The organism is Streptomyces erythrochromogenes (assembly GCF_040684695.1).
In the GTDB taxonomy this organism is placed as follows: Bacteria; Actinomycetota; Actinomycetes; order Streptomycetales; family Streptomycetaceae; genus Streptomyces; species Streptomyces erythrochromogenes_C.
Map to the genome: position 1 here is coordinate 248872 of NZ_JBFBGM010000001.1, position 20183 is coordinate 269054.

16 protein-coding genes and 4 pseudogenes are annotated in these 20183 nt (G+C 71.0%); 12 read left to right on the plus strand and 8 right to left on the minus strand.

Translation table 11 applies throughout. The features are described from left to right. Positions 1-75: 75 nt before the first annotated feature. On the plus strand, positions 76-1515 hold the full coding sequence (locus AB0O53_RS01035) for an aldehyde dehydrogenase family protein (protein WP_350992025.1): 1440 nt from the start codon (positions 76-78) through the stop codon (positions 1513-1515). A 15-nt stretch (positions 1516-1530) separates the two neighbouring features. Here the strand turns inward: AB0O53_RS01035 and AB0O53_RS01040 are convergent, their stop codons facing one another. Further along, entirely contained in the window at positions 1531-2517 is a 987-nt protein-coding gene (locus AB0O53_RS01040) for an amidohydrolase family protein (protein WP_365192528.1), read from the minus strand. A gap of 145 nt (positions 2518-2662) precedes the next feature. On the opposite strand from AB0O53_RS01040, the gene AB0O53_RS01045 reads away from it, so the two are divergent. Together AB0O53_RS01045 and AB0O53_RS01050 are read left to right on the plus strand one after the other, a co-directional pair. Then, entirely contained in the window at positions 2663-3070 is a 408-nt protein-coding gene (locus AB0O53_RS01045) for a thioredoxin family protein (RefSeq protein ID WP_350992029.1), read from the plus strand. A 41-nt stretch (positions 3071-3111) separates the two neighbouring features. Further along, a complete protein-coding gene (locus AB0O53_RS01050; RefSeq protein WP_350992031.1) occupies positions 3112-4539 on the plus strand; it encodes a dihydrolipoyl dehydrogenase family protein in 1428 nt (475 codons plus the stop codon). 15 nt (positions 4540-4554) lie between these two features. On the opposite strand, the pseudogene AB0O53_RS01055 reads toward AB0O53_RS01050, so the two are convergent. Further along, positions 4555-5363 (minus strand): annotated as a pseudogene (locus AB0O53_RS01055) (IS5 family transposase). Positions 5364-6173: 810 nt separating this feature from the next. On the opposite strand from AB0O53_RS01055, the gene AB0O53_RS01060 reads away from it, so the two are divergent. Beyond that, the gene (locus AB0O53_RS01060) at positions 6174-7580 is read left to right on the plus strand and encodes a hypothetical protein (RefSeq protein WP_365192530.1); all 1407 of its coding nucleotides are present in this window, start codon (positions 6174-6176) and stop codon (positions 7578-7580) included. 183 nt (positions 7581-7763) lie between these two features. Beyond that, positions 7764-8228 (plus strand): hypothetical protein, encoded by a 465-nt coding sequence (locus AB0O53_RS01065; RefSeq protein WP_365192531.1) that lies wholly within the window; start codon positions 7764-7766, stop codon positions 8226-8228. Positions 8229-8747: 519 nt separating this feature from the next. Here AB0O53_RS01065 and AB0O53_RS01070 read toward each other — a convergent pair. Continuing rightward, entirely contained in the window at positions 8748-9593 is an 846-nt protein-coding gene (locus AB0O53_RS01070; RefSeq protein WP_350992037.1) for a DUF429 domain-containing protein, read from the minus strand. A gap of 159 nt (positions 9594-9752) precedes the next feature. Between AB0O53_RS01070 and AB0O53_RS01075 the strand changes: the two genes are divergently transcribed. Both AB0O53_RS01075 and AB0O53_RS01080 read left to right on the plus strand, forming a co-directional pair. Continuing rightward, positions 9753-10844 carry a hypothetical protein gene (locus AB0O53_RS01075; RefSeq protein ID WP_350992039.1) on the plus strand — a complete coding sequence of 364 codons (1092 nt, stop codon included), beginning with the start codon at positions 9753-9755 and terminating at the stop codon, positions 10842-10844. Positions 10845-11200: 356 nt separating this feature from the next. Further along, positions 11201-12424, plus strand: coding sequence for a HEAT repeat domain-containing protein (locus AB0O53_RS01080; protein ID WP_365192534.1), 1224 nt, complete (start codon positions 11201-11203; stop codon positions 12422-12424). A 6-nt stretch (positions 12425-12430) separates the two neighbouring features. Here the strand turns inward: AB0O53_RS01080 and AB0O53_RS01085 are convergent, their stop codons facing one another. The 3 genes from AB0O53_RS01085 to AB0O53_RS01095 form a co-directional block, all read right to left on the minus strand. Then, positions 12431-13087, minus strand: coding sequence for a hypothetical protein (locus tag AB0O53_RS01085; protein WP_365192536.1), 657 nt, complete (start codon positions 13085-13087; stop codon positions 12431-12433). Between the two features lie 244 nt (positions 13088-13331). Next, entirely contained in the window at positions 13332-13814 is a 483-nt protein-coding gene (locus AB0O53_RS01090; RefSeq protein WP_365192538.1) for a DUF5959 family protein, read from the minus strand. Positions 13815-14056: 242 nt separating this feature from the next. Then, complete coding sequence (locus tag AB0O53_RS01095) at positions 14057-14614, minus strand: SMI1/KNR4 family protein (protein ID WP_365192540.1); 558 nt, start codon at positions 14612-14614, stop codon at positions 14057-14059. 127 nt (positions 14615-14741) lie between these two features. On the opposite strand from AB0O53_RS01095, the pseudogene AB0O53_RS01100 reads away from it, so the two are divergent. Next, positions 14742-14918, plus strand: a pseudogene (locus AB0O53_RS01100) (Imm21 family immunity protein); the annotation flags it as partial. Positions 14919-15409: 491 nt separating this feature from the next. Here AB0O53_RS01100 and AB0O53_RS01105 read toward each other — a convergent pair. Next, positions 15410-15796, minus strand: a pseudogene (locus tag AB0O53_RS01105) (alpha/beta fold hydrolase); the annotation flags it as partial. Positions 15797-16002: 206 nt separating this feature from the next. Here AB0O53_RS01105 and AB0O53_RS01110 point away from each other — a divergent pair. The 4 genes and pseudogenes from AB0O53_RS01110 to AB0O53_RS01125 form a co-directional block, all read left to right on the plus strand. Further along, positions 16003-16113 (plus strand): annotated as a pseudogene (locus AB0O53_RS01110) (IS481 family transposase); the annotation flags it as partial. Between the two features lie 343 nt (positions 16114-16456). After that, positions 16457-17005: a hypothetical protein gene (locus AB0O53_RS01115; RefSeq protein WP_365192542.1), complete on the plus strand. Its 549-nt coding sequence runs from the start codon at positions 16457-16459 to the stop codon at positions 17003-17005. A gap of 54 nt (positions 17006-17059) precedes the next feature. Beyond that, complete coding sequence (locus AB0O53_RS01120; RefSeq protein ID WP_350988471.1) at positions 17060-18820, plus strand: immunoglobulin domain-containing protein; 1761 nt, start codon at positions 17060-17062, stop codon at positions 18818-18820. Between the two features lie 141 nt (positions 18821-18961). Beyond that, on the plus strand, positions 18962-19726 hold the full coding sequence (locus AB0O53_RS01125) for a metallophosphoesterase (RefSeq protein WP_365192544.1): 765 nt from the start codon (positions 18962-18964) through the stop codon (positions 19724-19726). On the opposite strand, the gene AB0O53_RS01130 is transcribed toward AB0O53_RS01125, so the two are convergent. Continuing rightward, positions 19699-20007 (minus strand): DUF2087 domain-containing protein, encoded by a 309-nt coding sequence (locus tag AB0O53_RS01130; protein WP_350988475.1) that lies wholly within the window; start codon positions 20005-20007, stop codon positions 19699-19701. The genes AB0O53_RS01125 and AB0O53_RS01130 overlap by 28 nt on opposite strands. Between the last annotated feature and the right edge of the window lie 176 nt (positions 20008-20183).

Sequence of the window (20183 nt, forward strand, 5' to 3'; positions counted from 1 at the left end):
GGTCTGGCACGATGGCGCGTGCTGCCGCCCCCCTCGTCCGGCATCCCGCCCATCCCCACCCGGAGGCCCCGCGCCATGCCGCTCCTCGACCCGACGCTCTGGCAGGACGGACCCACACTCACCGGCGGCGCCGCCCCGGTCGTCGAACCCGCGACCGGCCGCACCCTCGCCACCCTCGACCTCGCCGCCCCCGCCGACGTGGCGGAGGCCGCCGTACGCGCCCGGGCGGCGCAGCGCGACTGGGCGCGCACCACCCACCCGCAGCGGGCGGCCGTGCTCCGCCGCGCCGGGGACCTCTTCACCGCCCACGCCGACGAGCTGCGGCAGTGGCTGGTGCGCGAGTCCGGGTCGATACCCGGCAAGGCCGACTTCGAGCTGCACGTCGCCGCGCAGGAGTGCTACGAGGCCGCGGCGCTGGCCTCGCGGCCGACCGGGCAGGTACTGCCCAGCGAGGCCCCCCGGCTGTCCTTCACCCGCCGGGTCCCGGCCGGTGTGGTCGGGGTCGTGGCCCCCTTCAACGCCCCGCTGATCCTCGCGATCCGGTCGGTCGCACCGGCCCTGGCCCTGGGCAACGCGGTGCTGCTCAAGCCCGACCGGCGCACGGCCGTCTGCGGCGGGCTCGCGCTCGCCGCGGTCCTCGCCGCCGCGGGACTGCCGGACGGGCTGCTGCACGTCCTGCCCGGCGGCGCGGAGACGGGCGCCGCGGTGGTCGCCGACCCGCGGGTGCGGGTGGTGTCCTTCACCGGATCCACCGCCGCCGGCCGCACCGTCGGCGAGCTGGCGGGCCGTCACCTCAAGCGCACCCACCTGGAGCTGGGCGGGAACTCCGCCCTCGTCGTGCTCCGCGACGCGGACGTCGAAGCGGCTGTCGCCCAGGCCTCCTGGGGGTCCTTCTTCCACCAGGGCCAGATCTGCATGACGGCCGGCCGCCACCTCGTGCACGCCTCGCTCTACGACGAGTACGTCGAGCGGCTCGCCGCGCGCGCCGAAGAACTGGCCGTGGGGGACCCGTACCGCGAGCAGGTCCACCTGGGCCCGCTGATCGACCGCGCCCAGCTGGACCGCGTGCACGCGCTGGTGGAGGCCAGCACCGCGGCGGGGGCCAAGCTCGTCGCCGGCGGCACCCACCGCGACCTCTTCTACCGCCCGACCGTCCTGGCGGGCGTCGCCGACGACACCCCCGCCTACGCCGAGGAGGTCTTCGGCCCGGTCGCGCCCGTACGGTCCTTCGCGACGGAGGACGAGGCGGTGGAACTGGCCTCGGCCGGACCGTACGGCCTGTCCCTGGGGATCGTGACCCGCGACGCGGGGCGCGGCCTCGACCTGGCCGAGCGCATCCCGACCGGGATCGCCCACGTCAACGACCAGACCGTGAACGACGAGGCCGTCGCACCGTTCGGCGGTGTCGGCGCCTCCGGCACCGGCGCCCGCTTCGGCGGCGAGGCGAACCTGGACGCCTTCACGGAACTGCGCTGGACCACGGCCCGCACCACCCCCGCGGGCCACCCCTTCTAGGCCGTGGGCCCCCTCCTAGGCCGTGTCCGCAGCGGGGGTGGGCGCCGCCCCGGTGAGGCCGAGGAGGTCCGCCGCGTTCGTGTCGAGGATCATCGTGGCCTCCTGCGGGGTCAGCCCCGACTCGGAGACGTACTCCACGGCCTTCACGAAGACCTCCCCGTCCTCGTAGGGGAAGTCCGTGCCGAGCACGAGGCGGTCCGCGCCGAACGTCGCCGCCGCGGCGACCAGGGCCGGGCCGTGCACATGGCTGACCGTGTCGTACCAGAGCCGGCCGACGGCCACGGAGGGGAGTTCGGGCGTCCCGGGGGCCTCGAACGCCACGTGGTCGTCGAGCCGGCGCGGCAGCAGCGGGAGGGCCCCGCCCAGGTGCGAGGCCAGGATGCGCAGGCGCGGGTGGCGTGCCGGGATGCCCGCGAAGACCAGGTGCATGATCGCCACCGTGTCCTCGACCGGTGCCCCGACCATCCACGTCATGCCGTGCTCGTTGATCAGCGGGCTGCGGGCGCCCTCGCCGGCCGGGTGGATGCACAGGACGGCGCCGCGCCGGTCGAGCTCCTGGAGGACCGGACGGAACAGCGGATCGGCCAGGGTGTGCCCGAGGACGGTCGTGGTCACGCCGACGCCGACCGCTCCGAGTTCGTCGAAGGCACGCTCCGTCTCGCGCAGCGCGGCGTCCGCGTGGGGGAGGGGCAGCGCGGCGAAGAACCGGAACCGACCGGGGAAACGGGCCACCAGCTCCGCGTACGCGTCGTTCGCCGCCCGTGCCACCGCCACCGCGTCGGGTTCCGCGGCCAGGTGCGGGGACTGCGGGGCGACGGAGAGCACCTGGAGGTCCACGCCCGCCCGGTCCATCAGCGCGAACCGCCGGTCCAGGTCGGCCGCGGTCGCCTCGGCGCCGATCCCGCGCTGGGTTCCCGTATCGCTCTTCCCCAGCCGTTCGAGGCGGTCGAGGTACTCCGCGGTCCACAGGTGGGCGTGCACGTCGATGCGCAAACGGGGCACCCTTCGATGGAACGCCCCCGGCGGGCGGCGGGCCATTCGGCGGGTCCGGCGGGTGGCGGACGCGCCGGCCCGTCCGATGCGAGGAATGCCTGGGGCGGCTCGTTCGTTCCACGTGCAGACGGCTCTATCAGGAGGTCTGGACACCGTGGCTACAGTCGAGCTCACCAAGGAAAACTTCGACCAGACGGTCAGCGAGAACCCGTTCGTGCTGATCGACTTCTGGGCGGGCTGGTGCCGGCCGTGCCTGCAGTTCGCACCGGTCTACGAGAGGGCTTCGGAGGCCCACCCCGACCTGGTCTTCGCCAAGGTGGACACCGAGGCCCAGCAGGAGCTGGCCGGTGCCTTCCAGATCACCTCGATCCCGACCCTGATGATCGTCCGGGACCAGGTGGCCATCTTCGCGCAGCCCGGCGCCCTGCCCGAGGCGGCGCTGACCGACCTCATCGGGCAGGCCCGCGCCCTCGACATGGACGAGGTGCGCGCCAAGATCGCCGCCTCCCAGCCGGACGCGCAGGACTCCGGCGGCCAGGGGTCCGGCACGCCGGAGGCCTGAGTGCGTGACGCGGCCACCGATCACCGGTGAGACTGGCCCGCATGACTGAAGCGGTGGAGTACGACGTCGTGGTGATCGGCGCGGGTCCGGTGGGCGAGAACATCGTCGACCGGACCCGCGCCGCCGGGCTGAGCACGGCCCTGGTGGAGAGCGAACTGGTCGGCGGGGAATGCTCCTACTGGGCCTGCGTGCCGAGCAAGGCGCTGCTGCGCCCGGTGCTGGCGCGGGCCGACGCCCGCCGGGTACCGGGCCTGGCGGCGGCCGTCGCCGGGCCCCTGGACACCGCGGCGGTGTTCGCGCACCGCGACTACTGGACCGGCGACTGGAAGGACCAGGGCCAGGTCGACTGGCTCGAATCGATCGGCGTCGTCCTCCACCGCGGCCACGGCCGCCTCGTCGGGGTCCGCCAGGTGTCCGTCACCGGCCCGGACGGGGAGCAGCGCGTGCTGTCGGCCCGGCACGCGGTGGTCGTCGCGACCGGGACCCGGGCGCTGGTGCCCGACCTCCCGGGCATGGCCGCGGCCCGCCCCTGGACCAGCCGGGAGGCGACGTCCGCGCGCCAGGTGCCCGGCCGGCTGGTCATCGTCGGCGGCTCCGTGGTGGCGTCGGAGATGGCCACCGCCTGGCAGGGGCTCGGATCGCAGGTGACGGTCCTCGTCCGCGGTTCCGGTCTGCTGCCGCGGATGGAGCCCTTCGCGGGGGAGCTCGTCGCCGACGCCCTGCGCGAGGCCGGGGCGGAGGTCCGTACGGGCGTGGCCGTCGAGTCCGTCGAACGGGAGGGCTCCACCGGGCCCGTGCGCGTGGTGCTGGCGGGCGGGGAGGTCGTGGAGGGCGACGAACTGCTCATGGCGACGGGCCGCGCGCCGCGGACCGAGGACATCGGGCTGGACACGGTCGGGCTGACCCCCGGCGGCTGGATCGCGGTCGACGAGAGCTGTCAGGTGCCCGGCTCCGACTGGCTGTACGCCGTCGGAGACGTCAACCACCGGGCGCTCCTGACCCACCAGGGCAAGTACCAGGCCCGGATCGCGGGAGCCGCCATCGTCGCCCGCGCGGCGGGCAGCCCGCTGGACACCGCACCCTGGGGCGCCCACACGGCCACCGCCGACACCCGCGCCCTCCCGCAGGCCGTCTTCACCGACCCGGAGGCCGCCGCGGTGGGCCTGACCCTGGCCGAGGCCGAACAGGCGGGCCACCGGGTGCGCGCCGTCGACTACGACCTGGGCAGGGTCTCCGGTGCCGGGCTGTACGCAGACGGCTACCGCGGCCGGGCCCGGATGGTCGTCGACCTCGACCGGGAGGTCCTGCTGGGGGCCACCTTCGTCGGCCCGGGCGCCGCCGAGCTGGTGCACGCGGCGACCATCGCCGTGGCCGGGGAGGTCCCGATCGCGCGCCTGTGGCACGCGGTACCGGCCTTCCCGACCCTCAGCGAGATCTGGCTGCGGCTGCTGGAGACCTATCGCGGCTAGGCCGTCTCCTTCGGATCACAGTGCGGACCAGATGAAGATGGCGGCGAGGTGGAGTCCGGCGAGGTAGATGGTGGCGGTTTTGTCGTATCTGGTGGCCTGGCCGCGCCATTGCTTGAGCTTGTTGATGCAGCGTTCGACTGTGTTCCGCTGCCTGTAGATCTCTCGGTCGAAGGCCGGCGGGCGGCCGAGCCGCTTTCGGTTCGCGGCCTGATCCGCGGGCTGCGGGATCACTGACCGGATCCCCCGTCGCCGCAGATGGCTGCGGATCGTCCGGGACGAGTACGCCTTGTCGGCCAGCACCGTCGCGGGTGTCGTCCGGGGCCTGCCGATCGGGCGCGGCACCCGGATCTGGGCCATGACCTGCTCGAAGGCGGGTGCGTCTCCGGCCTGCCCTGGCGTGAGCACGAACGCCAGCGGGCGGCAGCGACTGTCTGCGGCGAGGTGGACCTTCGTGGTCAGTCCGCCGCGGGAACGCCCGAGCGCATGATCGGCCGGCTCGTCGGCCGGGGCCCCTTTTGACGGGCCCCGGCGGCGTGCTGGTGAGCGCGGACGATCGTGGAGTCGACGGCGGCGACCCAGTCGAGGTCGCCGTCGGCGTCGGCCTGGGCGAGCAGCGCGGTGAGGACCTTCTCCCAGGTTCCGTCGGTCGCCCACTTCCGCAGCCGGTTGTGGGCGCCCTTCCACGACCCGAAGTGCTCAGGCAAGTCCATCCAGGGCGTGACCGTGCGGTACTTGAACGCGATCGCGTCGATCACCTGTCGGTGATGACGCGACCGCCCACCCCGCAGACGAGCGAGATCCGAGCCTTCCAGTTCTCGCACCATCTGATCTACCGCCTCACCGCGCAGCGTGGTGTCCCCGTAGGGATCAACGCGGGCCAGACTCGGAAGTCGGTGTCGGCCGAGCCGTTCAACGGCCATCGAGAACTCAATCGTTGTCATCGACCGAACGCTCCAGCAGCCCTGCTGGTGGCCGGGTCCCAGGCTTTCGGCCCGTCCGGGATGCAGAGACCCCTTGACGAAGTTCCATGACGAGCGCCATCCCTGCCCCCTCACTTGCTCGCGCCTCACAACACGCAGGCCAATTCTCCGTGATCCGAAGGAAACGGCCTAGGCCCACGCCTCCGGAACCGGAGTAGGCCCCGCCCGGAACGTATCGGCCGAGGCCGTCGGCAAAGACAACGCGCAGAGGACCGCCGGTGCCAGCCGGCTGTGGGGACAAAGTGAGCACCTCGCGGCAGTCCGCAGACCGGCCGCCGTCATGCCTTCGGTGGCTGTGGCGCAGCGTCCACATGTACACGTCCGTCGGCGACCAGGCGGCGAGGCTTCTTCGGATGGCGAGGCACGCAGCCGAGGGTACGTGGCCTGATCCGCGAGACACGCAGCGGTGACCAAGCCTCAAGAGGTCGAACAGGGTCGTCATCGAACTTCGGTGAGACCCCGCTGATGGGAGGGTCGGACAGGGATGAACTGGCTGTCCCGTCGGACGGCTCCGCCCAGAGAGTTGCACGGCCGTAAAACCGACGGTGGACCACCAAACTCCCCCACCTACAGCAGCATCGGCCGCCGATAGTGTCTGGCGACATGGAGCTACCGATCGTTACAGCCAGGACCCGCCGAAACATCCTCAGGGGAGTGGCACGCAATGAGGCCACCCCGGAGCACCTCCTGCACCGCCTCATGCGAACCCCTTGGACAGCGATGGAAATCGCAGGCCGCCGTGAACAGATGACCGTGCAGCTCGCCACCGCTCTCATGGAAACAGGCACCAGCGAAGTGGCGGCCGCGCTCGGTAGAAACAGGCACCTCCCGGCCTCCACCCGGTGGCAACTCGCCGACCACACCGAAACCGAGGTCCGCAAGTCGGCAGTCCGACGGTTCGCGTGGCCTCCGACCACACCAGGCTGCGAGGTACCCCTCGCGCTGCTCACCCATCTCGCCGCCGACCCCGACCCTCACGTGCGGTCTGAGGTTGCCGCCCACGGTGAGACACCGGACGACGTGCGCACACGGTTGGCCTCTGATCCCGTCGTTGAGGTACGGAGCGCCGTGGCGGCCTGGTGGACGAGGCCGACAGCAGACGCTCATCGGGCTCTTCTGTCGGACCCGGAGTCCTCAGTGCGCAAGGCCGCCGCATCCCCCTTGCATCCCGTCCCGCCGGCGGACCTTCACATGGCATTGCTGGCCGACCCGGCGACGCGGTCGCTCGTGGCTGCCCACGTCAGGCTCACCGCCGAGCTTGCGGTGGAGCTGGCCCGGGATCCGGACGAGGATGTTCGGGCTGCCGTGGCAGGCAATCCTCATCTGCCCCAGGCACTGCGCGACGAGCTCGCCACCGAACACAGCGCCCTGGTCCGGTTCTCGCTCCTGGTCTCGCCGCACACCCCGGCCGAGACCCGAACACGTCTTTACGAGGAAGTCCTCGCCGCGGCGGAGGAGGACGATGAATGGTTCATAGCTGACAGCCTCCTCTCCACGGCATGTATGAGCCATCAGCTCCGCTGGCTGGCGCAGGCAGCTGTCGAGGAGAAGCTGACTCTGGTCGACTCCCCCTTGGCCTTCCTGCGGTACGGCGTGGCGTCCTGCGCCGGGAGCCTGCCTGAGGACGCCGCCGAGCGTCTGCTCAACGATCCGGACCCGTACGTACAGAAGATCGCTGCCCTGTACGCGAACTCCCCGTCGGCGGCAGACCTCGAGCGGATCGTCTGGGAGCACGGAGACCATCGCAAAATCCACCCCGGAATCCTGGGACGGCCCGACTTCCCAACGCAGGCGTACGTGAGGTTCGCGACGTCGGAGAACCCACAGCTGCGAGCGGCGGCCGCGGCCGCCACCCTGCCGGCGGACATTCTGGGGAGGCTCGCCGTCGACGATGCCCCCGTGGTTCGTGCTGCGGCGGCCAGCAACCCTTCCCTGCCCTTGCACTGCCTTCCGTCTCTCCTCGCCGACGAACAACGCAACGTGGCCGAGGAGGCCGGCACCTCACCCCGAATGCCGGTGGAATGGATGGAAGCCATGCTGGGTGCAGAGGGCCTTGCCTAGTCGGGGTATCGCCTCGTTCGTTCAGGCCGCGTCAAACAAGCGAGTCCGCAACGCCAGGTGTGCGACCTCAGAGACTCTGCAGCACCGGGGGAGTGTCCCGTCCCATCGCAGGTTGCCCGATCGCATCGAACATTGACCGCCCGAGCAGGCCGCGCGAAGCATCGTGCTGCCTATGGTCGTGAGATGACATGGTTACCCCTCGTCGGAACACTCCTGGGCGCGGTCATCGCGCTCAGCTCGGCACTCCTTGTCGAGCAACGCCGAGCCCGCAGGGAAGATCTCAGAGAGCGGCGCAAGATGAATCAGGAGGTGTATGCGCGCTACCTCGCTGCCCACGCGGAGACCCGCACCAAGCTCCGTGTCCTCTCTGTAGCCCCAGGGCTCACCGACGAAGAACGCGGGCATCAGGCATTCACCGCATACGCGCTCTGCTACGCCCCGCGGTACGAACTCGCGGTCCTGGCACCGCAAGCAGTGCTGACGCTGGCCCGGGACTTCGACCGGTGCGCTCGTGACCTTCGAGACCTCATCATCGACGGTACGAGCGTCACCTCCCATGGTCGGGAGCGCATGCAGGAGTACCTCGACGCGCTAGCCCTCGCGCACACGGTGATGCGGGCCGACCTGGGCGCAGACACAGAACGGTGACACGTCTGCCAGCTGCGGCCGGTTCAAGGCGCGGTGAGACCGCCAAGGCCCAACGCGACAAAGCACCAGCGCGAGCGAGGCACCGGTCCCATCGGCACCTGCCGCCGGGGCGAGTTTTACGGCCGTAAAACTCGCCCGCCCTGGGAATTGGCTACCGCATCGACTCCCGACAAGGCGAGACTCGCACCCAGCAACAAGACCTCGGATCGATTTCGTGGTGCTGGCTGATCACCACCGCCATTGCCCTCCGCCGCGCTCGGGGCCCAAGGCGGTAGCGGGGATACCCAAACCGCCTCGCCAGGCTCAAGTAGAGGCAGGCCATCGCGTCTTCACGAACGTCTCCACGAACCCCCCACGAAGGCAGTGCCCGTTAACCAGCATCGGAGCCTGCCGAGACCCGTTGCGTGGGGTCACCCACCCGGCGAGTCTTACGGCCGTAAACCGCCCAGGAGCTCACTGCTCCAGGGACCCTAAAGGGGGCGTAATCCGCCTGGCACCTCGACACCCCACCCAATCCTGTCAAAAGGGCTTGCGAGACACCGGCTCCTGCCCCGAACACGTCCGCTCCGAGTCGGAACCTGCTCCATACCGCACGGCCGAAAGTGGAAGATCGTGCCGGGGGAGGTGTATCCAGCCTTCGACCGCAGCCATGGCGCGCTCCTCATCCGTTGTCGGCAGATAGGTCAGCCCACACGCGACAGCCCGTGCGACGACCGCCGATATCAGGGCGTCCAGGTCGTGGTCGCTGCGCGTGCACCGCTCGCGCGCGCGTGCATCGATCCCGAGGCCCAAGCCATCCGCGAGGCCGGCGAGGATCTCGGCCCTCGCATGGAGCACGGCCGGCTTGGAGCCCTTGTAGCTCTCTCTGCGCGCAAGCCCCCACTGGATCAGCGCGAACGCCGGGTAGACCTCGGCGACCGAACCGGAGCCGTCACGGGGCAGGGCACGGCCCTCGTCGGCAAGACGTTCCAGGAGGTCCACCGCGCGCATGGCAACGACGCCCAGCTTGTCGGCGGCAACCGAGAGGGGACGCTGTTTCCCCGCGCCCGTACGCTTCCACGCCAAGTCGTCGGTCAGGCGATGAGTGACTCTTCGCAGCCCGTCGCGGCCGTCGGAGTGCGGCAGGTATCGCGACCGTCCGGGCAGCTCCGCGCCAGCCTGATGGGCGGTGAGCAGCGCGACAAACTCCACCGGCCAGCCGATGGGCGAATCCAGACCGGTCTTGTCGGCAGTCCGCACAGCCGCCAACAGGTCCTCGTCGTTCCCGGCATCGAGGAACTCGACAAGCGGCTGGTGCGCCCAGGTGACGCGGCAGACCCCGGTCGTTCCGGAGTATCCAGCCAGGTCGATGCCGACCGTCACCATGGGCGGGCCCTGCACAGCGCTCTCCGCCCGCTCCTCCGCTGTCACCTCTCCCGCACCAACCTGGGCACCGTCACCAACATCTCCTCGAATTCCGGGCCCCGACCGGAACGGCGGGAACACCTCGCCCACCCTAGGGCCATGACGCTAAGGTCCCGTGCGGTGAACAACCATGAACCCGGACTGACCTCGGCCGTCACCCACGCGCTCGGCACAAGTCGTATCGCCGCCCTAACGGAACTCGCCGACCGTGTCGCCGAACTGCACCGCACAAGCGAGGACGCGGGAACCACCGAAGTGCTCCTGACCCCCCTGAGCGGCAGCGCCGCGGAAAAGTGGGAACGACTCGCTCAGCGACATCCCGGAGACTGGGCGTTCGTCCGCACCGGCGACGGTGCGACCGTCCTCGCCATGGACGAGGTGACCGAGGCCGGTACCCGCGACCCGGCGGCAGCCGTGATCTACCCCGAGCTCCACACACGCCTGGTCAGCTGGTGGCTCGTCCACGCCTGGCGCGGCGCCGACCTCCTCACCGACACCCTGGAAAACCTGGCCCGGTGGCGCATCACCTCGGGCGCCGTCACCGCGCGGGCCGTCATCGAAGAAGCGGGATCACTGGTTGAGGAACAGAACGCCATCACCGAGGCATGGCGAACCGGCAAAGCCACCACCGCACACCCAGTGAAACGTCCCGCCCTGGTTCGCGAGGTACTCAGTCCCCTCCTCCTCAAGGCCGAGTTCGGCTCCAGGATGAAGGGCAGCCACGAGAAGCTTCAGGCCACCAACGTCCTGACGCTCGTGAAGAAACTGACCAAGGCCACGGGCGAGGACAGGTTCACGCAGTGGTACGACCTGCTCTCCGACGCCGCACACCCCGCCTTCGGAGCCAGGATTGCCTTCGCCACTCCTCCGCTCCAACACGATTCACGCGCCGTCACAGTACGCAGCTACGCCCGATCCCCGATGTCGCTCAGCGACGCACGGTCCGTCCGGGCTCTGGAGCCGACCGTCGCGTTCGCGGTCGCCGACTCCCTGATCGCCGCCGGCACGCACATGCTGGACCTCCTCGACGACGGCCTGGCCCTCGTGGACGACTTCGGCCTGACCACCTCGGCAGCTACGCTCACCCGCCGTGGGTACTGGCGCGACTTCCACCCCACACGCGGCAGCCGTGCCTGCCCTTGCGGCCGCGGCAAGTGGTCCGCCTGCGGTCACCACTGGGGGAGCAGGGTCCCCACGCCCCGCACCCGCTGATCAGCGCCGGAGTCCCGGGCCGACCAGGGAGTCGAAACCGGCATCGCCCGCCCCGTCGACGTCGTTGCGCCGCGCGAGGACGATGCGGTCGGTTCCCAGGCCGACCTCCGTAACTCGGTCTCCTACGGAGGGATGCGAACCGTCACGCCAGCGCCCCAACGGCAGGATTTCGAGACCGAAGTAGTGGTCAACGTCAGGCTCCTCGCCACCCTGACTATCACGATTCCCCCCAGGGGCCGCCGGCCTCTGGCGGTGCACGCGACAACTGCCGGAGTGCCGCCGAGGCGATCTGGCACCCGACTGGCCACGAGGAAAACCCGTTGGCTGTCGGTGTTTTCTGCTGGAACGATCCTGGGATGACCGACCACCGCGACGCTGTCCTCCGCCTGTGGGGTCGCCAGCTCTACGAGCGTCAGGATGAGCCACTCGCCTGGGCGGAGGCGGTCCTGAAGGCCACCGGCCGCCAGCCGACCGCCGTCACCGCGGCGATGTCCGGCCGACTCGACGCCTTCCCTGATTCTCCATCGGACCGCGCACGGCTGCTGTTCCGTACGGTTGCCAAGCTGGCCGCGAACCTACGGGGCGACGGCCGCTACGACGCAGACGTCGGTACCCGAATCGGCCCACTGGCCCTGCGGTTGGGCGAACTCGAACCACCACTCGCCGGCCCCCTCGGGGACGCACTCGGCCACCCACCGGACGGGCCGACATCCCTCGTCACCGTCCACGCCGCCGAGCTGACCAGCAACCGCACGATCCGGCTGCGGGCGATCGACGCCCTGCTGGAGTGGGCCGAGCTCGGCCATCCGCAGGCCCAAGCGGCCCTGTCCGAGGTCGCCTCCGACCACCGGGCGCATGATGTCACCGTCTGGTCCAAGGCACTCAACCGGATAGCTCTCTTCGGCGACGCGAGCGTCGAACCGGGTCTCCTGCGCGCGCTCGCCGACACCGGGCACCGTGGGGTGCGGTGGTCGGCGCTCGCCTGCGCCGAACTCGGCTTCCGCCGGGCCGTGCCGCTGATCACCGCCCTGCTGGAGCATCCCGATCCGATGGTCCGCGAGGGAGCCTGCGAGGCGCTCGGCCTCTTCGAGGAACCGGCCGCCGTGCCCGCCCTGACAGCCCGGCTGAACGACGAGACCGACTGGGTACGCAGCAGAGCCGCCCAGGCGCTCGGCCAAATCGGCGGCGACCGGGCACTCGCCGTGCTCTGGAAGGCCATGATCGAACGCCGGAACCCGAAGGCCAATCACCTCGCCTCAGCGATCGCTGCCTTCGGTCCGCCGGTGGTGGACGACCTGATCACCCTCACCACCGATCCCGACCCGGACCTCCGAGCACTGGCCTGCCGCGCTCTCGGCTCCACCGCCGACGAACGGGCCCTGCCGACACTGGAACGCCTCGCCGCCCACGACCTCGCCAGAACCACCCTCGGCGGCCTCGTGGCAACCGCCGCCAAGCACGGACTGCGGACCGCGCACCGCATTCGTATGCGGACCGCATCGACCTGCGCTCGACGCTCGCCTCGAGCGGCCGGGATCGCCGTCGCGAGCAGGTCCCGAAGGACTTCGCTCAGGTGGTGACGGCGGTCAGCCGGACGATGCCGATGACCGCGCCGGTCGGCAGGTCGCAGCCGCGGATCGTGCGGGCGAACAGAGGCAGGCGCGGGGCAGGCCGGCCGCTCTGCAGGCCCGCGTGCAGCAGCACCAGGCCGCGCCAGAACCACGACTGCGGGCGTTCTCGATCGTCTGGGCCCCGGCGACGACGACAGTGGCCCACGGTCGCTTGACGCTGATACCAAGGATCCTGTCGCCTCCGGCGGAACGGTTCCAGTGTGGATGCTCAAGCCGCTCGCCCCAGACTGCTGTACCCAACCGCCCGGCCGGACGAACGTTGACGGAGGGCAGTGTGGTGGGTGCGGCTGTGGCCAAGTGGGCGCGGCCCGACTGCTTGCCGTCGTACAGGGCGGCGCCCTCGGCCCGCTGCAACAGGCCCAGGTCGCGGGAGCCGACCACGTGCGGGATAGCCACCCCGACGGAGGCGGCGACGTTGAGAAAGGCGGTGACGTCGACGGTGCGGCCGTCGTCCAGGACGACGGGGGAGTGCGGCATCCGGACCAGCTCCGCGAGGCGCTGCTCCAGGAGGCCGGCGGGCACCTGGACGATGGCGGCGAGGAAGGCGCCCGCGGGCGGGTGCCCGAAGTCGTCGTTCACGGCCCTGAAGTGGTCGGCTTCAACTATGACCACGGCCAGGTCGTCGCGGCGGGCAACTCCAGTTGCCAACAGGGCAGGAGCCCGGCCACTCCCCGCTGCTCCGGCTGCCTGTCGGGGATCTCGAGTCCGGCCGAGTGTGCGGCGAGCGCGGCGTCGTACACCTCGTGCGCGCGGCGCAGAACCGCGGCGACGCCGGTGAGGACGTGCACACCTGTGACTGGTTCTCAATCGTCGCTGTCAAGCAGTCGGGGTGTGGTGCGGGAGGGCGAGATCGTGTTCAGAGACGTGTGTCGTAGTGGTCCTCTGTGTCGACGCCGAGAGCTGCTCGGGCATCAGCCAGACGTTTCCTGGACTCGGCTATCCACTCTTCGCTCATATCGAGCGGCACTGACACAACGATCTGGGTGCTGGGCCCGTCATGGACTTCGACCGTGTAGGGGTCGTCGGCAATGATTCGGAGGTAGGCCGTGCGGCCGGATCGGGGCCAGTCCGCCGTGAACGGGTCGTCGAAGTCGGCCTCCTGCTCGTTCTCCTCGATGGCGTCCAGAAGCCGGCCCCAGTCTGAGAGATCCTCGGAGTCAAACCCGAGATAGACGGTTCCGTTCACGAAGCCGCTTGTGACGACGGCTTCCGCGTCGTAGTACCGGACGCCCAGGCTTTCGAGGGTGGGCTCGGGTGAACGCAAACGAACGGTGACGCTCTGACTGGGGTCGGCCAGCCGGATCAGTTCAATCGCGGCGGGCAGTGTGCTCGTGTCCATGGCCGGGAACCTACGGCAGCCGCTCAGGAACGACTCCGACGGGTGTGCGTTCCGCGTCCGCTGACAAGCACGTGATCGTCCCGGACAGGGACCACATCGAAGTGACGTACAACGTCGAGTGCCTGTTCTGTAGCGCTTCCTTCAACAAGGTCGAGGCTGCACACGAGTACAACGCCATCATCCGGGGCCGGTACTCGCAGGCCGAAAAGTACGACGGCCCGGAAGACAGCGGTGCCGTTTCGCTATGTGCCAGACGACAGCCGGCCCGCGGCCTGCTCCCATGGCTGAGGCTCGACCAGGTCGTCCCTGTCAAAGGCGTCCTCCTCGAACCAGCCCGTGCCCGCGAGCCATGTCTCCAGCCACGCTTCGAGGCTGGCGGAGTCGAGGAACCAACACACATCCCATGATCCGCCGCTATACGGGTTCGGCTCGAAGAGCAGGACCTGCCCGTCTTCACTAAGACAATCAACGCCTGCATACATGGCACAGCCCCAGGTCAGGATTGGTACGACGCCTTCGGGCCACTCTGGATGCTCCACTCCAACGGACGCCTCACGTCTCGTCAGGTATTCGCCAGTGACGCTGGAGCTCGGACCAAACAGTGGCAGCAGCCGGTAGTCAGGGCCGAAGCCGCCGTCAGCAACATCGCGATACAGGCGCGCAAGTAGGGGATGCAGCGTGAAGCCCAGTTGTGCCTCGGCCTTCGCGATCTGGGCATCGTCGACAGGCGCGGGAAGGTCCTTGCTGTCCGATGCGGCTCGGGTGGCAACGCGTTGCACGAGGTCATCAATATCGGTCACGACCGTGATGCTGTCAGAGCCCACTGACACGTCGACGGACAGGACCGCCGGGCGGACAGCTGGGCGACGGCACGTTCGCCGAGCTGCTTGAAGCTGCCAAGGCCGTCATGGGGACCAACCGTGGGAAGACTGCGGTGTCTGGGAGACCGGTCGGGCAGTGGTTCTCCTGGACTCCGCTGTAGCCGGAGCGGACCTGGCCGTGGAGTACCCGGATCAGGGAGGCTTGCCGGAACAGGCCCAAGTTTCCGTGCCGACAGGACGCTGGAGCGTGCGCGCATTTCACGAGACGGGCGACTTTCCGTGAGTGGGGATCGTCCAACTCCTTCCTGCGTAATCGCTCTCAGCCGTCTGACCGGCGGGCCACCTCGGCTGCGTATGCGACCCTGGCGGCCCAGCGTTCGGCAGCTGTGGGGTTGATACCGAGCAGACGCTGAAGGACTGCCTGCGGCCGCAGGCGCGGAGTTCGGTGAGTCGGGATGCCCTTTCCGGGAGAATGATCTTTCGCCCATGCTGCATCGAGTCTCTGGAGCGACGGTGCAGGCGAAAACGTTCGGATGGTCGTGGATAGTGCGTGCGTTAGGCGTGGGTGATGCTCGTGCTCATCGCTGCCGTGCTCTTCCCCTTGCCCTGTGACGGCGGCTACGGCTCGCGGTGTCGGATGTGGCCACCACCGTCCTGGCCGTCGCGGCCGAGCTCCTCCGGGGGCTCGCGACGCTGGCAACCCGGCTCGTCGCGCAGAAGCCATACGAACACCGTGCCCGCACCTGCCGGCCCCGGCAAGGGTACTGAGTCGTGTTACGCACCGCCGGTGGCGCCGTTCGGGCCGGCGCCCGTCGGCGCGGCCGGGCGCAGGGCATGGGCGGTCGCCTCGGCGAACGCGTCCAGGTTGTCCAGCATGATGTTGTGCCCGCAGTCCGGGACCGGCACCAGCTCGACGCCCGCCTCGACGAGTTCCCCCGCACCGGCGAGTGGCCCGTCGGCGGCAGGCAGCAGGCAGGTGCGCGGGATCGGCAGGGCCCTCAGTACGTCGCGGACTGCCGGTTCGGTGCCGCGGGCCCGGTGCGTCGCGCTGCGGTGGAGCGCGACGCGGCCGGCCAGGCGCATGGTGGACCACCAGTGCGGTCCGACGTTCTCACGGACTTGCCGCCACCCTTCGGTGAGGAACTCCTCCTTGGCCGTAGCTTCCGGCTTGAGCATGGGGAGTGCGACCGCGAGCGCATTGAGGGCTTTGACTACGACATCGGCGCAGCCGTCATCAGGTGTGCTGACGCCTTGGACGAGTCTGAGCTGGCCACCGTGCTCAACGCATGGAGCATCCGGCCCGACATGTTCGTCTATCCCTGGGGCAGTGACGATCCCAGGTGGGCGGAGAGATCCTGGGCGACACCGATGGCTTCACCGACTGGCTGCACTGGTACAACTACCACCGACCCCACACCGGCATCGCAGGCCAAACACCCACCAGCCGCGTCACCAACCTGCCCGGACAACACACCTAGGTCGTCTCTTTCGGGTCGGTGTACCGCGCCCTGGTGAAGTCCGTACCGCGCCCCGGGTTCTCCGGGGCGCGGTTTTCGGTCTCGTGGGGCGATCGCGGGCCCGTTCGGGATGACCCGGCGCTGCCGGAGGGGCGCCCGTCCGCATCGGGTGGGCCGCCGCCGAGAGGGCCGCTCAGGAAAGGGCCGTTCCGGGAAGGGCCGCTCGGGAAAAGGCCGTTCGGGCTGCGCGTGACCCGTTCCGACGGGCCGTCACGTGGCGTGAATCAGCCGTACACGCTTGATCGAGATTAGGTTAGCCTTACCTCAATTCCGCTGATTCTCGCACCCGAAAGGTGTTCCCGTGATGCGTGCTGCCTCCGCCGCCTCCCTGCCCCGAATCGCCGCCCGCGCGGCCGTCGCCGCCTCCGCCGCCGTCGCGCTCGCCGTCGGCGCGGCTGGCTCCGCCTCGGCCGCCACCTCGACGCGTACGGTCACCGACGGCTCGGCCACCTACAACCTCAGTGTCACGGCGCCCTCTTCGGCCGCCGCGGCCGGGCAGAACGTCACCGTCACCGGCAGCGGTTTCAACACCGGCAAGGGCATATACGTGGGCCTCTGCGCCGTGAACGGCGCGCAGGGCGCGGCCAAGCCCACCCCCTGTCTCGGCGGTTCGGACCAGTCCGGCACCACCGGGGCCTCGCACTGGATCAACAACATTTTCGGCGGCACCCTCGCCAACACCTCCAAGTACGGTCCGGGCGGCACCTTCAGCGTCACCATCCACGTCAAGGCCGACCTGGGCGGCGGCCAGATCTGCGGCGAGACGGTCGAGTGCGCCATCGTCACGCGTGCCGACCACTTCAACTCCTCGAACCGCAAGTACGACGTCCACGTCCCGGTGACCTTCAACTAACGGGATTCAGAGCCCCGTTCCGCCGTACCCGGTCCGCCTGTCGACGAGGAAGCCATGACACCCCGACACCCCCTCACCCCCGGCCGCGCCTGCACCGCCTCCGCGGCGCTCGCGCTGATCCTCGCCTCGGCCGCCGCCGGCAGCCCCGTCTCGGCGGCCGGGGGTGAGGGGGGCGACGTGCCGCCGGGCACCGTCGTGTACCGGGCGACCGCGCAGTTCACGACCGCCGGCCGGGCCCGCGACCTGCTCCTGCACCCCGACTCGAAGAAGCTGTACGTCGGTTCGGACGACCTGCCCGAGACCGCGGAGGCCAACGAGAGCGGTCTGCACGTCCTGGAACCCGCCGACGGCAAGGTCCGCAGTACGGTCGGCCAGGCCCCGGGGCCGACGGGCACGCTCGGCCGGCGGGCCGTGCGGCAGCTCGTCGCGCCCCTGCCCGGTGACGGGGCCGTCTTCGTCTATCCGCTGCGCGGCATCGGCACGGCCAAGGACGGGGACGCCGCCGCGGCGGGGGCATGGGTGGCCGGCGGAACCGTCACCGACGCCGCCCCCGGACCCACCTCCTCGACGGTGCTGGTGGCGCAGGGCTCCGTGCTGTCGGAGGTCGACATCGCCACCGCGGCCGTCAGGCGCACCCTCACCCTGGAGGGCGGCGAGCGGTTCGCCCACGACCGGGCGCGCGGCACGGTGTGGTTCACCGACTTCGGCAACCGCCGGATGTACCGCGTGGACCTCGCCTCCTTCACCGTCGCCGCGACCGTCGAACTCCCGGCGGGAGAAAGCTCGGCGGGCTTCACCGAGGTCGACCCCGAGACCGGCGCCGTCTGGGTCGGACTGGACACCTCCGTCGTGGTCCACGACGCGGCCGGCAAGCCGATCGGCACCGTCAAGGGCGGCACCGTCAAGGGTGGCGCCGGGACGGACATGCCCCGCGCGGCCGGGTTCGACGCCGCCACCCACGAGGCCTTCGTGGTGTGGCAGGACACGGGGGACACCTCCCAGCCGGGCAGCGACGGCGACGGCGCGCTCACGGTCCACCGCACCCGGGACCTGGGGGAGGCCGCCGGGCCCGTCGTACTCCCGGGCAACCACGCCCAGTCGGGCAGCGCGGCCGTCGCCGTCCAGCCCGGCGGCGCCACCCTCTTCGTGTCGGACCCGGCCGCCGGCCGGATCACCCGGCTGGAGCGATCCACGTCCCCCAGGATCACCCGCGGCCCCGAGGACCGGACCGTCGCCGCCGGGGCCGAGGTCTCCCTGACCGCGCAGGCCGAGGGGACCCCGGCGCCCACCGTCGTCTGGCAGGTCAGCACGGACGCGGGCCGGACCTGGCGGGCCGTGCCGGGCGCCACCTCCGCCACGTACTCCTTCACGGCCGCGGCCGCCGACAACGGCCGCCGCTACCGGGCCGAGTTCGCAAACGACGCGGGCGTGAGCCGGACGGCCCCGGCCACGCTCACCGTGACCGCCGCGGACACCACGACGGGCGGCGGCGGTACCGCGCCCACCACCGGCGGTACGGCCGGCGGCACGACGGGCGGCTCCGGCGGCCCGGCGGCCTCGACCGGCACGGACGGTACGGCGGCCACCGCCGGCGGGACCGGTTCGTCAGGCGCTTCGTCAGGCGGTTCGGCCGGAGGCTCGGCCGGAGGAGCGTCCGGCGCCACGGTCGGCGGCGGTACGGGTGCCACCCCCGCCGGCGGCGCCCTCGCCTCCACCGGGACGGCCGTGGCCTCCCTCGCCGGCGGCGCGCTCGTGCTCACGGCGGCCGGCTGGGTGCTGGTGCGTCGCACCCGGCCGCGCCGCACCACCGGCTGAGGCCGCGCGACGGGGTGGACAGGGCGGACGGGGCGGACGAGCCGGGCGGGGCGGTCGGCCGCGCGGGGAACGGAGCGGCCCGTGCGCCCCGTTGGACGTGTCGACCGCATCTCCCGACCAGGGATTCAGGAGACACCGCACGTGATCGTGATCGCCCACCTCAGCGACGTCCACCTCGACGGTGACCGGCGCGCCGCCGACCGCACCCGCGCCGTCATGGAGTACCTCGACGGCCTGCCCCACGACCTGGACGCCGTACTCGTGAGCGGGGACATAGCCGACCGCGGGGAGGACGCGGAGTACGAGGAAGCCGCCAAGCTGCTCCGCTCGCGCCACCCCCTGGTCGTCTGTCCCGGCAACCACGACGAGCGCGGCGCTTTCCGCCGCGGGCTGCTGGGGGAGGAGACGGGGTCCGCGCTGCCCGTCGACCAGGTGCTGCGCGGCGAAGGCTTCGTGCTCGCCGTGTGCGACTCCTCCGTCCCCGGCGCGCACCACGGCTTCCTGGAGGAGTCGACGCTCGCCTGGCTGGAGGGCGTACTGGCCGACACCCCTCGGGACACTCCGGTCCTGGTGGCCTTCCACCACCCGCCGCTCGAACTGCACACCCCGTACGTCGACGAGATCCGCCAGTTCGGCGAGGAGCGGCTCGCCGCGCTCGCCGGGCGGCACCCGCACCTGACGGCCTTCCTGTGCGGGCACGCCCACACCGCGGCCGCCACCACCTTCGCCGGCCGGCCGCTCCTGGTGGCGCCCGGGGTCGTGTCCACCCTCCGGCTGCCGTGGGAGGGGCGCACGGGATCCTCCGAGCACGTGCACCTCGACGAGCCCCCGGCCGTCGCTTTCCACGTACTGGGTGACGACGGGCGGCTGACGACCCACTACAGGGTGGTCGTGGACCGCCGGTAGCTGCGGCCGTCGCGGGTCCGCGTCAGCAGACCCGCGGTGATCAGGTAGCGCCGCAGCGCCGAGCAGTCCTCGTGCACGGTGCGCAGCGCGTCGTTCACCTCGGGCTCCGTGTAGGTGCGTTCCACCGAGAAGAGGGTCTCGGCCAGGTGGACGAGCAGTTGCTCCCGGCGGGCGGCCCTGCGCGGGATCGCGATGAGGCGGCCGCCCGAGAACAGGTCGGACACGTCCCGGTGGGCCGGGCGCGCGGCGGACTGCTGCGGGGGTTGGGTGCTCTGTGACATGCCGTCGACCCTCTCGCGGCCCGCACGGCGCGGCAACGCAATTTCCCGCCCGGGAGGCCCGCCCGGGAGGCCCGTCCGGTCGGCCGCCGGGCGGGCCCGGGCGGGCGGCCCGCCGGACGGCGGTCGGGCCCGCCCGCCTCCGGACGGAACCGGAGCCGGACGGGCCCGCCCTCGTA